The sequence below is a fragment of the Microbulbifer yueqingensis genome (assembly GCF_900100355.1).
Taxonomy (GTDB): Bacteria; Pseudomonadota; Gammaproteobacteria; order Pseudomonadales; family Cellvibrionaceae; genus Microbulbifer; species Microbulbifer yueqingensis.
This window is the reverse complement of the sequence record NZ_FNFH01000005.1, coordinates 157941-170700: the sequence shown is the minus strand read 5'-3', so window position 1 is coordinate 170700 and position 12760 is coordinate 157941. Positions and strand designations below refer to the sequence as shown.

General features: G+C 62.3%; 16 protein-coding genes. 14 read left to right on the top strand and 2 right to left on the bottom strand.

Annotated elements, in window-relative coordinates; translation table 11 throughout:
- Window positions 1-389 precede the first annotated feature (389 nt).
- Window positions 390-812: an organic hydroperoxide resistance protein gene (locus tag BLT26_RS12725; RefSeq protein WP_091514885.1), complete on the bottom strand. Its 423-nt coding sequence runs from the start codon at window positions 810-812 to the stop codon at window positions 390-392.
- A 163-nt stretch (window positions 813-975) separates the two neighbouring features.
- Here BLT26_RS12725 and BLT26_RS12720 point away from each other — a divergent pair, with 163 nt between their 5' ends.
- The 12 genes from BLT26_RS12720 to BLT26_RS12665 all read left to right on the top strand — a co-directional run bounded on the left by BLT26_RS12720 (window position 976) and on the right by BLT26_RS12665 (window position 9730).
- Window positions 976-1479, top strand: coding sequence for an RNA polymerase sigma factor (locus BLT26_RS12720; RefSeq protein WP_091514883.1), 504 nt, complete (start codon window positions 976-978; stop codon window positions 1477-1479).
- A complete protein-coding gene (locus BLT26_RS12715) occupies window positions 1469-2080 on the top strand; it encodes a hypothetical protein (RefSeq protein WP_091514880.1) in 612 nt (203 codons plus the stop codon). The genes BLT26_RS12720 and BLT26_RS12715 overlap by 11 nt, the downstream gene beginning before the upstream one ends.
- A 275-nt stretch (window positions 2081-2355) precedes the next feature.
- Window positions 2356-2649, top strand: coding sequence for a hypothetical protein (locus BLT26_RS12710; RefSeq protein ID WP_217631437.1), 294 nt, complete (start codon window positions 2356-2358; stop codon window positions 2647-2649).
- A 111-nt stretch (window positions 2650-2760) separates the two neighbouring features.
- Window positions 2761-4464, top strand: a complete 1704-nt coding sequence (locus tag BLT26_RS12705) for a phytoene desaturase family protein (protein ID WP_217631436.1) — start codon at window positions 2761-2763, stop codon at window positions 4462-4464.
- A gap of 62 nt (window positions 4465-4526) precedes the next feature.
- A complete protein-coding gene (locus BLT26_RS12700; RefSeq protein WP_091514876.1) occupies window positions 4527-4898 on the top strand; it encodes a SpoIIAA family protein in 372 nt (123 codons plus the stop codon).
- A gap of 107 nt (window positions 4899-5005) precedes the next feature.
- Entirely contained in the window at window positions 5006-5431 is a 426-nt protein-coding gene (locus BLT26_RS12695; RefSeq protein WP_245720703.1) for a RipA family octameric membrane protein, read from the top strand.
- 13 nt (window positions 5432-5444) lie between these two features.
- On the top strand, window positions 5445-6017 hold the full coding sequence (locus tag BLT26_RS12690) for a GNAT family N-acetyltransferase (protein WP_091514873.1): 573 nt from the start codon (window positions 5445-5447) through the stop codon (window positions 6015-6017).
- Between the two features lie 69 nt (window positions 6018-6086).
- Entirely contained in the window at window positions 6087-6470 is a 384-nt protein-coding gene (locus BLT26_RS12685) for a VOC family protein (RefSeq protein ID WP_091514870.1), read from the top strand.
- A 103-nt stretch (window positions 6471-6573) separates the two neighbouring features.
- Window positions 6574-7701 (top strand): StlD/DarB family beta-ketosynthase, encoded by a 1128-nt coding sequence (locus tag BLT26_RS12680; RefSeq protein ID WP_091514866.1) that lies wholly within the window; start codon window positions 6574-6576, stop codon window positions 7699-7701.
- A 3-nt stretch (window positions 7702-7704) separates the two neighbouring features.
- Window positions 7705-8385, top strand: coding sequence for an iron-containing redox enzyme family protein (locus BLT26_RS12675; protein WP_091514863.1), 681 nt, complete (start codon window positions 7705-7707; stop codon window positions 8383-8385).
- Window positions 8385-9296, top strand: coding sequence for a DUF6999 family protein (locus BLT26_RS12670; protein ID WP_091514859.1), 912 nt, complete (start codon window positions 8385-8387; stop codon window positions 9294-9296). Before BLT26_RS12675 ends, BLT26_RS12670 begins: the two co-directional genes overlap by 1 nt.
- 44 nt (window positions 9297-9340) lie before the next feature.
- The gene (locus tag BLT26_RS12665; RefSeq protein ID WP_091514855.1) at window positions 9341-9730 is read left to right on the top strand and encodes a DUF6632 domain-containing protein; all 390 of its coding nucleotides are present in this window, start codon (window positions 9341-9343) and stop codon (window positions 9728-9730) included.
- 56 nt (window positions 9731-9786) lie between these two features.
- On the opposite strand, the gene BLT26_RS12660 is transcribed toward BLT26_RS12665, so the two are convergent.
- The gene (locus BLT26_RS12660; RefSeq protein ID WP_091514851.1) at window positions 9787-10617 is read right to left on the bottom strand and encodes a DUF3298 and DUF4163 domain-containing protein; all 831 of its coding nucleotides are present in this window, start codon (window positions 10615-10617) and stop codon (window positions 9787-9789) included.
- Between the two features lie 204 nt (window positions 10618-10821).
- Here BLT26_RS12660 and BLT26_RS12655 point away from each other — a divergent pair, with 204 nt between their 5' ends.
- Both BLT26_RS12655 and cysE read left to right on the top strand, forming a co-directional pair.
- Window positions 10822-11808 carry a serine/threonine protein kinase gene (locus BLT26_RS12655; RefSeq protein WP_091514849.1) on the top strand — a complete coding sequence of 329 codons (987 nt, stop codon included), beginning with the start codon at window positions 10822-10824 and terminating at the stop codon, window positions 11806-11808.
- A gap of 50 nt (window positions 11809-11858) precedes the next feature.
- Window positions 11859-12689, top strand: coding sequence for a serine O-acetyltransferase (gene cysE / locus BLT26_RS12650; RefSeq protein ID WP_091514846.1), 831 nt, complete (start codon window positions 11859-11861; stop codon window positions 12687-12689).
- The last annotated feature ends 71 nt before the right edge of the window (window positions 12690-12760 follow it).

The following is a 12760-nucleotide window of genomic DNA, read 5'->3' as shown; positions in this document are numbered from 1 at the left end:
TCCTCCTGTCGACAGGGATGTACGGCGTTTGAGCGCCCCAGCCGCCCAATGGTTTCACCTGTGTGGGAAAAATTTCCCGTTATGTGAACCGTCCCGCATGCCGGCATGCCCAGTTTTTGTCGATACCGGCAACCGTGTCCCTTCTCCCGCTCGAGCGGCTGGCGCCAGGTGCGCCAGTCTTGCAGCGGGAGCGGTTGCGCACGGATTTTGCTGAAGTCATTGTGGCCGGGGAGCGGGAATGGCGGTATCCGGATCCTGCAAGGTTATTGCGGGATTCTGCCGCTGCCGAACTTGCCGACCCCGGGTGGGACGGCCGGGATAAGCCCCGTAGAACTCTCGCAAATGTGCCTGATCGGGGCCGGGCGAGATGCGGGTGCTGCTAACCCCCTTCAGGTTTTCACATGCAGCCGCACATCCACATTGCCCCGGGTGGCGTTGGAATAAGGGCACACTTCCTCGTGGGCCCGGTTGGCAATTTTCTCTGCGGTGTCCGCGTCCATGCCCGGCAGGCTCACGTGCAGGTCGATATCCAGGCCGAAGCCCTTGTCCTTGGGACCAATCCCGACTTCCGCCCGCACCGAGGTGTCGTCGGGCACTTCCTGCTTCTCCTTGTCGGCGACGAATTTCATTGCGCCGATAAAACAGGCGGCATAACCAGCGGCAAACATCTGCTCCGGGTTGGTACCGTCGCCACCACTGCCGCCCATCTCCTCGGGTACATCCAGTTTGACTGCCAGTTTGCCGTCGGACGATTTGGCCTCGCCGTCACGGCCACCGGTGGCGGTAGCGACAGCGGTATAGAGGGTCTTCATGATAGCTTTCTCCGGTTCATCACTTGTTGCCCCAGCAGTGTAGCCAGCTGCTTCCCGGCCGGGGCGAACCGGGCTGCGTCGGGCCGGGAAAATTTCTGTAATCTTTTTGCTGCCGCCGGTACTGTAGAACCGGATGACACCAGGATGGGGTTAAGGAGCAGCCTTGAAGGCCCGCAGTGAGCAGTTTCAGCAGCTAATCAGTGATTACGGTGGGGGCATTGCCCGTGTCGCGGGCACCTATACCCGCACCCCGGAGGAGCGAGACGACCTGTTGCAGGATATCTGGCTGGCCATCTGGCGGGCCCTGCCGGGTTTTCGGGGCGAGGCCAGCGTGAAAACCTTCATCTTCCGCATTGCCCACAACCGCAGTGTCACCGAACTGGCCCGGCGGCGACCGGAAGCGGATGATGTGTTGCTGGAGGGCGTGGCGGACAGTGCGCCGGGGCCGGCCGAGAGGTTGGCGGGGCAGCGCAAGTCGGAGCGGCTTCAAGCGGCGGTACAGGCATTGCCGCTGGGGCTGCGCCAGGTTATCAGCCTGCGGCTGGAAGGGCTTGGTTACAGTGAGATCGCCGAAGTCCTGGGAATCAGTGAGTCCAATGTGGCGGTACGGCTCAACCGTGCCCGCCAGCGGCTATCGAATCGGTTGGGGAAACACAGTGAACGATGATCGCCATCAGCAGAGTGAAGACCTGGCCCGTGATCTGGCGGATGACTGGTCCGAGCTGGAGTGTCTATGGCAGGAGCAGTCCCCGGAAACACCCGCGGGGAATGAGATTATCCAGCGTGTGCGCCGGCAGGAGCGCTGGCTTCGCATCAATACGGTTCTCGAGTGGCTGGTGGCGATTGCGCTGGTGACGTTTGCCCTGGTACGGCTCTTCTCTGCAGCATCCACAGAGAACATCCTGCTTGCCACGGTAATCCTGCTGCTGGTGATATGGGCCCTGAATTTTTCGATCAGCAATCGCCGCGGGTTGCAGCAACCACAGGGCGAAACAGTGCAGGCCTATACCGAACTCGCCCTGTTGCGCCTCAAGCGCCGGCGCAGGGGCGTCCGCTTTGCCTGGTTGTTATATTTCGTGGAGGTCTCGCTTTTTATTCTCTGGGAACTGGCCGAAAGGTTCGCGGGCCTGGATACAGGCTTTAACCTGTTCTCGCCCAGTGCGCTGCTGACCGCTCTGGTAGTGACAGTGATCATGGTTGCCTGGAGCCTGGTGGTATGGCGCCAGACCGATCGCGAAAAGCGGGTGATCGAGGCTCTCGGCCATTAAATTATGAAGTTATTTGTAAGGTTTGTTTTTTCGTTGGGACTGTAGGGATACGTCTTTATCGAGGAGCAGACCATGAGAATAAATCGATCCGTTATCTGGCTGGGAATTCTGCCGGCAATGATTGTGCCGGTCGCGATGGCGGGGCTGGCGGAGCGTCCCGGGCATAATGCGCCCCATCACGGTGTGGGGTTACGGGTTGTCACCCTACAGCCGCACCAGCACATTGCACGGACCCCGAAACCAGCCGGCCGGGCCTATGTAATCCGGGGGAAGGCATGATGAATGAGATCGAAACGCTGGTACAAAACCTCTGGCAGGCCCTGCAGTCCATGGGGCTGCTCAAGGGGCTGTTGTTTGCACTATTTTTCCTGGTGGTCTGGTTCCTGCCGGCCCTGGTGGCGCTGGTAGCGAATCGCCGCCACGCGGGGAAGATATTTCTCGCCTGCATCCCGGCCATCGCTTCCTGGATTGCCTGGTTCGCCCTGCTGGCCTGGGCCGCCACCGGCCGCTACCAGCAGTGGGGGAGGAAGCCGGTGGCTGACGAGCCGCACGCCGATCCCCAGCGGTAGCAGTGCCAGGGCAAGGGGGCCGGGTCAAGGGGGTTGTCGCAATCTGGCAATTGCAGGCCTCGGGGACAGGGGGTATGTTATCGGCAATAACAATAACCAGCCGAGGTCCCCATGGCCGAATCCGGCATGATCGCCAGCAACGCCCCCAAACCCAGCCGCCTGCGCATCGGGCGGCGCTATCGCGCCAATCGTCTCGACGGTCCCTACGATGCCATCCTGGTCGGCTCCGGTATCGGCAGCCTGACCACGGCGGCGCTGCTGAGTGAGGCGGGCAAAAAAGTTCTGGTACTGGAGCAGCACTATACCGCCGGCGGCTTTACCCATGCCTATGACCGCAACGGCTACGAGTGGGATGTGGGCGTCCATTACATCGGTGATGTGGGCGACCACCCGACCATGACCCGCCGCCTGTTCGATTTCCTCTCGGCCGGCCGGCTCGAATGGGCGCCCATGGATGAGACCTACGACCGGATCTGCCTGGGCGAAGAACAGTACGACCTGCGCGCCGGCCCGGAAAACTTCCGGGCCGAACTGTTGCGGCGTTTCCCCGGCGAGGAACGGACGCTGGACGCCTACCTGGAACGGGTGATGGCCGTGGGGAAAGCCATGCCGTTTATCACCATGGAAAAACTGCTGCCCCGCTGGTGTGCGCCATTGATGGCACTGCTGAAAAAATGGCGACTGCCGGCATATCTCAACCGCACCACCTACGAGGTGTTGCGTGAGCTAACCGACAACGATGAGCTGATTGCGGTACTCACCGGGCAGTGGGGCGATAACGGAATGACGCCCGCCACCGGCAGCTTTATCATCCACGCCCTGATCGTGAAGCACTATCTCTACGGCGGTTTTTACCCCGTCGGCGGCGCCAGCCGAATTGCCGAAACCATCATTCCACAGATACAGGCCGCCGGTGGTGAGGTGTTTACCTATGCGCGCGTGGAGACAATCCTGCTCGACGGAAACCGGGCTTGTGGTGTGCGCATGGCTGACGGCACCGAAATAGAGGCGCCGCTAGTGGTGTCCGGTGCGGGTGTCTTCAATACTTTCGAGCGACTGCTGCCCCACAGCGCGACCGCGGCTGCCGGTTACGACCGTGAGCTTGCCTCCGTGCAGCCGTCGATGGCGCACCTGTGCCTGTATATCGGCCTGCGCAAGACCGCCGGGGAGCTGGGCCTGCCGAAAACCAATTACTGGGTTTACCCGAGCAGGGATTATGAGGGTGATGTCGAGAAGTTCCTTGCCGACAGCGATGCCGAAATACCCCTCGTTTATATCTCCTTCCCTTCAGCCAAGGATCCCAGTTTCAACCAGCGCTACCCCGGCCGGGCCACCATCGAGATAGTCGCCCCCGGCAAATACGAATGGTTCGAGCAGTGGAAAGACCAGCCATGGGGCAAGCGCGGTAAGGATTATGATGAGGTGAAAGAACGGTTCAGCACCCGCCTGCTGGAGCACCTCTATCGCCATTTCCCCCAGTTGCGCGGTGAGATCGATTACTGCGAACTTTCCACGCCGCTTTCCACCGCTTGGTTCTGCGACTACCCGCGCGGCGAGATCTACGGCCTCGACCACGACCCGGCACGCTTCGAGCAGGGCTGGCTGCGCCCGCGGACCCGCATCCGCGGTCTCTACCTGACCGGGCAGGACATCATGAGCTGTGGCGTGGCGGGCGCGATGTTCGGCGGGGTCGTGGCAGCCCAGAGCATACTCGGCTGGCGACGCGGCACTGCCCTGTTGCGTAAAGTATTTTCCGGGCGCGCGCCTGCACAACGCAGGGACGCCCCGGAAAGTGGGACAGCAGAGTCCGCCTAGCGGCGGGCCTGCAAAATACCCCTGCATGCTGGCAGGAAGGAAATTACTTCAGGGAGATTACAGTGCTCAGGGTGATACGGAACGGTCCGGACCGCCTCGATATCGAGATGAGCGGCAGGCTGGGGTCCCGGGACATGCAGCAGGCGCTGGATGAGCTGCTGGAAAAGTCCCACGGCATTCACGCCGGCAAGATGCTGTTTGATGTAATTGATTACCATCTGCCAACGCCGGCCGCCATCGCGATAGAGTTGTCGCGCCTGCCGTCGATGCTCCGTTTTATCGGCAAGTTCCAGCGGGCAGCGGTGCTGACAGACGAGCGCTGGCTGAAGACATTGAGTGAGCTGGAGGGAAAGCTGATGCCGGGCCTCGAAATCCGGGCATTTCCCCGCGCACAAAGAGGCGCTGCGGAAGCCTGGCTGGAGGGTAGGGAGTAACAGTGCGGCCGCGATGGCGGTTCCCGCCCCTACGCCACGCGTGTGCGCCCGGGGCAAAAATAAGGTAAAAAGGTTTCTGTTTTTTTCAGGGACCGAGCCGCCAGTAAATGGACGCACTGAACCAGCAACAGTACCTCTGCGATCACTACCGCTTTACCGCCGAGCAGCGCCTCAAGGCATTCAATTTCTTCGTGGTGCTGTCGATTTTTGCCGAGGGCGGTATTTTTACTGCGGTGGAGAAAGGATTCCACCCGCTGATTCTCACGCTGCTGGGCGGTTTTGTCCTGATCCTCTGTTGCGTCTTCTGGCTGGTGGATGCCCGCAGTCGCCAGCTGATGGCGCTCGCCAAGCCGGGACTCAAGCTGGTTGAGCAGGACCTGCCGCCGCAGGCGCGGCTGTTCACCCGTGACACGGAGGAACGCGGGACGATTGTACGTTTCACGTTCGCCATCCGTGCGCTCTTGCTGGCGCAGTTTCTCTTTGGCGCGGGAGTGGCAGCCTACGGCCTGTGGCGATGGCTGGTACTCCCCTGACGATGGTGCTGTTATGAACCCGGACCGTTTACAGTCGCGGCTCCCGACCCTGGAGGGCGACGGAGTGCAGTTACGTTGGCTCGAGGAGGCCGACCTGCCAGCGCTGCTGGCCCTGTTCGGCGACCCGGAGGTGGTTCGCTTCATGGCCATCTCCCGCCTGCGGTCGCGGACAGAGGCTGAGCTGTTCCTGCAGTCGATCGTCGAGGGATTCCAGGAGGGAAGCCTCTACCAGTGGGGCGTCGAACTGGACGGACAGCTTGTGGGGACCTGCACCCTCGCCGGGATCAACCGGGACAATCGCCATGCGGAGATAGGTTTTGCCCTGGATCCGGCGCGCCGCGGCCGGGGTGTCATGGTGCGAGCAGTGCGGCCCCTGCTGGATTTCGCATTCGGCCAACTGGACATGCACCGGATAGAAGCCGACGTCGACCCGCGCAACACCCCCTCCATCCGCCTGCTGGAGAAGCAGGGTTTCACGCGGGAGGGCCTGCTGCGGGAGCGCTACCTGGAGGAGGATGGCTTCCAGGACGCCATCATCTACGGGCTACTGCGCCGGGAGTGGTCGCATGGCGGCGGAGGTTCCTGAGGCAAATCCAGGTGTGGCCGGATCGGCTACACTTCGGGCATTTCCCTACCCGGCAGCGAGGAATCGCCCATGCTCGACCACGTTGGCATTCACGTGCACAGCTATGACCGCAGCAAGGATTTCTTTCGCCTTGCGCTGGCCCCGCTGGGCTACGAACTGATACTCGAGTACTCCGGCTGGGCGGGTTTCGGCTGGGCCGATCGCCCCAGCCTGTGGATTGTCGGGGGAACCAGCATGGCCCCGCCAGTTCACCTCGCCTTCCGCGCCGAAGACCGCGATACGGTGGGGGAATTCCACCGCGTGGCCCTGCAGGCCGGCGGCAAGGACAACGGCGCACCCGGCCTGCGGCCCGAATATCACGAGCACTATTACGCCGCCTATGTGCTCGATCCCGATGGCAACAATATCGAAGTGGTCTGCCACGTACCGGACCTGTCCGAAGGGCTCACCTGAGGCCCGCCTCTCACATCATTTGATGCCCGTTACTGTCGATTAGAGGTCGGTCGGGATTTTCCGGTATTCTGGCGGGCCAGGAAATTACAAATAAGCACAAGAAATGCAGGAAGTCTTTATTACCGGTAGTGGGAGTTTCCTGCCGGGAGCACCGGTGGGCAACCGGGAAATGGAATCACGTATCGGCCTGCTCGGTGGGCACAGTGGCAAGCTCAAATCCGCGACTTTGCGCCAGAACGGTATCCGGCAACGCCACTACGCCATCGATGCAGAAGGCAATTACCGCTTTACCAACGCCGGCATGGCGGCCCGTGCCGTGGCGGCGGCCTGTGACCAGGCCAGGCTGGAGCCCGCTGCGCTGGATTTCCTGGCGGCGAGTACCACGCAGGGCGACATGTTGGTGCCCGGGCACGCCAGTGCCGTTCACGCCGAGCTGGGTGCTGGAGCGCTGGAGCTCGCCTCATTCCAGAGCGTATGCGGCAGCAGCATGATGGCCATCAAATCCTCCTTTCAGGCCCTCCGCACGGGGGAGCAGCGGGTCGCAGCCGCTTGTGGCAGCGAGTTTTCCAGCCGCTGGTTCCAGCCAGAATTCTATCGCTCGATTGACTTCGCTCAGGCCAGTGTAGAGGAAGCATTTCAGTATGAATTCCTCCGCTGGACCCTGTCGGATGGCGCTGGTGCGCTACTGCTCGAGACCGCGCCCGAGCCATCACGGCCCTGCCTGCGAATAGACTGGATTGAACAGCGGTCTTTTGCCGATCGCTTCCCGATTTGCATGTCAGCAGGGGCCGTGGCGGGCCGCGACGGTGCGCCGGTCCCTTGGGCGCACCTCGGCTCGCCCGCGGCCGCTCTTGACCAGGGTGCTTTCCCGCTTCGCCAGGACTTTGTCCTGCTCGAACAGATGTTCCCGGTCTGGGTGGGATATTACCTCGAACTGCTGGAGAAGCATGGCCTCGAGCCCGCGCAGGTGGGTTACTTCCTGCCACACTATTCAGCGCGTTCCCTGGGGCAGCGGATGCAAAGCCTGCTCGAGAAAGCAGGTGCAATGATTCCTGCGGAACGCTGGCACAACCATCAGGACCGGGTGGGGAATGTCGGCGCCGCTTCAATATTCCTGCTGATCGACAGCCTGCTGCGTGAAAAGCCACTGCACAGCGGCGAAAAGATCCTGTGTTTTGTCCCTGAAAGCGGCCGCTGCCTGGCGGCCTTCATGTGCCTGACGGTGGTGTAATCCATGGAAACAGAAGTCACACAAGGGCAGCGCCTGATCCGCGAACTCGGCCGGATCTGGGCCGATTTCGAAAGTCGCCTGGTCCAGGTCGCGATAATTTCGCGGGCCCTGCGCGGTTCCATCCGCCTGGAGGACTACCGGCAATTACTGCACGACCATTACCAGCAGGTACTTGATGGAGCCTGCTGGATTTCACGGGCGGCGTCCTCGCTCGACCGCCAGCATCTCCGCCTGCGGTCCCAGTTCCTTCGCCATGCAGGTACCGAGCATCGCGATTACCTGATGCTCGAGCAGGACTTCCAGGCCGTGGGTGGAGACCTCCAGGCCCTGCGTAATGGCCGCAAGAACATTGGCGCCTCTGCCCTGTCTGCCTGGATGATGCAGCGTGCCACGCAACCCAATCCCGTCGACCTGCTCGGGTCCATGTTTATTATCGAGGGGCTCGGCAAGCACTTCGCCGGGATATTCGCCAGCGCACTGCAGCGGCACCTGCAGTTGCGGGAGGACCAGGTCAGTTTTTACCGCTACCATGCCGAGCATGATGAGGACCACCTGCAACAACTGCTGGACCTGTTCGAGACGGAGTTGCTGGACTCTCCGCGTGTCGCGGAGCGCATCGCAAGAACAGCGCGGGTGACCGGTCGCCTCTACCTGCTGCAACTGGAAGAGCTGGGGAACTACTGATGAGCTGGGACAGCGAATTCGACCAGGCAACGCTCAATCATTCCGACCCGAATCCATGGCTGGTGCTGAACCTGGACCGCAGCCTGCCGATCCATGATGGCGCCAAGCGGGCGTTGTTGGCCGGGCATAACACCTGGTCGCGCCGCCTGCTTCTGCCCGTGGTGCGTCCGCTGGCGAGACTCAGCATCGTCCTGGTGCAACTGCTGAGGCTGGTTATCCCGGAGCGATGGCACTCATCACGGCTGCTACATCGCACTATTTACTGGGGGCTGAAGTACCTCGTGCGGCGTGACGCAAATTACCTGATCCTGCGTCATTTCAATATTGGTACCGAATTGCTGCAGTTCATCGCCGACAATGTCGGCGGTGTCCGGATCAAGAGTACGCGGCCACTAAGGCCACGAAGCCTCGAGGATCTGCTGGATGACACCTTCCTGATCCACGATCTCAATATTTACAACTTTATCGGCGAATTGAACCAGCAATTGGCAGAGCAGGGCAGGGAAATGCAGCCCGCGCGCTCGCTGGATTTCAGTGCAATTTCAGCCGCTGAGTTTGATATCGAGCCCGGTGGCGGCCATGTCACCAATGTTCTCGACCTGCAGACGGCAATCGAACTTTACACGCCGCTGTACGCACTATTCCTTTCCGATCACGATTTCTGGCGGGCGAGTAATTCTTTGCAGCTGGACGAAACCATATCAATCTATATTGGTAAATTGCTGAACGATGGCACTGCCCTCTCGCTGGTCAGTAACCGCCACCCGATGGTGCCGCATACCACTTTGCAGGCGGGTTACCGCCTGATGCTGCACGGCCTGGATGCGGAAATCCTGCACGGCTACCTGCGTGAACAGAAGGCGGCAGCTGCGGCGCAGTATCACGGGGAGCGCGAGCAGGTCGATGCCTGAGGGCGGGCACAGGCCACCGTAAACCTAAAGACAGGGAGAGATCGATGTCGCAGGGAAGCTGGCTGGGACTGTTACGGGCACTCCTGGTGATTACGGGGCTGTTCTTCATCTTCGGTATCTACGCCATGATGATGTGGGTATGGCCCGAGGGCTGGGGCTGGACGCCGCGCCAGTATGAGTACGAGCAGATGATCATGGGCGTCTATGCGACGCTGGGGGTCTTCCTGATCCGCGCCGCCAGGGACCCGCTCGCCAACGCCAGCCTGATCTGGTTTACCGTCTGGTCGAGTGTCGTGCACGGCCTGATCATGCTGGTGCAGGCGCTTGTCGACAGTACCGAGCGGGCGAACCTGCTGGGGGATGTGCCGGCACTGCTGGTGCTGGCGCTGGTGCTGGGTTACGTGATGCGAAAAGCCGCTCCCGGCGGTAGCTGAGCGGCAGGGGCTGGCTGGCCGGCGCAGGGATAATCCCGGTGCCCGCGCCCGGGGCTTTATTGTGGCGGCAGGAAGCGATCGTCTATCACTCCCCTGAGCTCCTGCCATGGAATGGTGAGCTTCACCGGGCCCATCGCATAGGGCCCCAGTGCGTACACGTCATACAGCAAGACAAGGCCGTCATCACCGAAGCGAAAGTTCCCGGTGCGCTGGAAGGGCCATATTTCCCCCGACCCGGGATCCATCTCGCTCTGCTGCTCGAGCCACCGCCCGTGCGCCTCCCGCGCGCGTTCCCAGAATACCTGTTCCGCGCCGCCGGCTATGAGTTCCCGCAGGGGTATATGTTTGTCGGCGGCCAGGTCCCAGTTGAACCACTCCACCGACGGCATGCCGTGGGCCCCGCCGGTGTAGCGGTAACTGTTTATTTCCACGGTCAGCAGATTGCCGCGCCGGTCCAGGCGCCGGGCTTCTCCGCTGAGGAGCCAGCCGGCGCTGCTTACCTCAGCCACTTCGGCGGCCTCGGCGAGGAACTGTCTGGCAATTTCCTCCAGGTTGCCTGCCGCTCCCTCGTTCCCGCCTTCGCTTTCCCCCCGGAGCTGCACAAGCAGCCGGCGCATTACCGCCCTGTTCAGTGCTGGCCGCTGTGCGAATACCTCGCGGGTGACGGAGACGGACGCACATTCTTGGTCGCCGGTGCAGTTCTCTGCCTGCCGTTCAAATGTCTCGAGTTCGGACGTGAGCTCGCTGTTTGCAGGCGCGCTGGCCCGGCTCCCGGCGGCCTGATCCCCGGCGGAAGGTGGCTGCGCCCGGTCGCAGGCCGGCAGCGAGGCCAGGATGGAGAGCAGGGCGAGGGCGGCAACATGGCTCCTGTAGGGTCCGGTTGGCATGGCGGCTTCCTGTCAGCTTGAATTTCCCGGCCGGGGTCGGTGGGGCAAGGATGCCCGGCCGGGCGAAGTGCAGCAAGTTAGCTGTGCTGTCGCGGGCCCGGCCCGACCGCCGTTAACGGCGTCGACGCGAAAGGTGCGGCGACGTTTGTCCTCGCTGCGGGGGCCAAGTTAGCATAGGTGCCTGTCACCCAGGCGCTATCCCCTATGTCCCAGTCCCATCATCCCTACGAAGCCCTTACACCAGACGTGGTCATCGACTGCGTGGAAACCACCGGCCTGCTGTCGGACGCGCGGATCTTCCCGCTCAACAGCTATGAAAACCGTGTCTACCAGGTGGGAATCGAGGGCGGCGAACCACTCATCGCCAAGTTTTACCGCCCCGAGCGCTGGACCGACGCGCAGATCGTCGAGGAGCACACTTTCACCCTCGAACTCGCCGCCGCCGAAATCCCGGTAGTGGCCCCACTCGAATTCGACGGGCGCACCCTGATGGAGTCACAGGGTTTCCGCTTTGCGTTGTTTCCCCGCCGCGGGGGGCGCCAGGTGGAGCTGGATAATTTCGAGCATCTCGAGCAGGTGGGGACCATGCTTGGGCGCATTCACGCGGTGGGGCGGGCCAAGCCCTTCGAGCATCGTCCGGCGCTCACCCTCCAGCATTTCGCCATCGATAGTCGCGAATTCATCCTGGCGGGCGACTTCCTGCCGCGGGAAAACCGCGAGGCCTACGCCACGGTTACTGCGCACATCATCGAGCAGATCGCGCCGCTGTTCGAGCGGGACTGGACTACAATCCGGCTACATGGCGACTGCCACGCGGGCAACTTCCTGTGGCGCGACGAGACCCCCTGGTTTGTCGACCTGGACGACTGCCTTAGTGGCCCCGCAATCCAGGATATCTGGATGCTGCTGTCGGGCGGCCGCGCCGACCAGACCGCCTCCCTGGATGCGATCATCGAGGGTTACGAAACTTTTTGCCCGTTTAACCCTCAAGAGTTGCAACTGGTAGAGCCCCTGCGCTGCCTGCGGCAGATGCACCACGCGGCCTGGCTGGCACGGCGCTGGCAGGACCCGGCGTTCCCGATGGCGTTCCCCTGGTTCAACACCCCGCGCTACTGGGCGGAGCATATCCTCGGCCTGCGCCAGCAGCAGTCGGCCCTGATGGAGCCACCGCTGACCCTGGGCGCGGTCTGACCAAAACGACCAACGGTGCCCCCGGCGCCGGCAAGGAGCGATAAGAACCGATGGAAGTCCATCAACTCGATACTCATGACAAGCAGGGCGATGCCCTGTGGCAGCAGATCCGCGCCGATGTGGCCCGGCAGGCTGAGCGGGAGCCAATCCTCGCCAGCTTCCTGCACGCCACCATCCTGAATCACGTCACGCTGGAGTCGGCGCTCAGCTTTCACCTGGCCAACAAGCTCGATAGCCCGGTGGCGCAGGCATTGCTGATCCGCGAGGTGATCGACGAGGCGCTGGCTGCGGACCCGGCCATCGGCCACGCTGCCCGTGCCGATCTCCAGGCGGTCCAGCAGCGGGATTCTGCCTGTCGTTCCCTGTACGAGCCGTTTCTCTATTTCAAAGGCTTCCACGCCCTGCAGGCCTGGCGCGTGGCCCACTGGTTGTGGCAGCAGCAGCGACGCTCGCTGGCGCTGTTCCTGCAGCACCGCATCTCGGTGGTGTTCAGCGTGGACATTCACCCGGCGGCAACCCTGGGGGAGGGCATACTGCTGGATCACGCCACCGGCATCGTGATCGGCGAGACCGCAGTGGTGGAAAACAACGTGTCCATCATGCAGTCGGTCACCCTGGGCGGCACAGGCAAGGAGGGCGGTGACCGCCACCCGAAGGTGCGCGAGGGAGTCCTGATCGGCGCCGGCAGCAAGGTGCTTGGCAATATCGAGATCGGCCGGTGCGCCCAGGTGGCCTCGGGCAGTGTGGTGCTGAAGTCGGTACCGGCCAAGAAGCTGGTGGCCGGGGTGCCCGCCCGGGTAATTGGTGATGCCAGCTGTGAGGCGCCCGCCCTGTCGATGGATCACAGCGCCCTGAGCCAGGTGGACCAGCAGCTACCCTGAACATGCCTGTGACCAGTGCCCCAGTGCTGGTTCTGTTTTCAGTCGGAATCACTTACTCCGCCGCCTAAAAT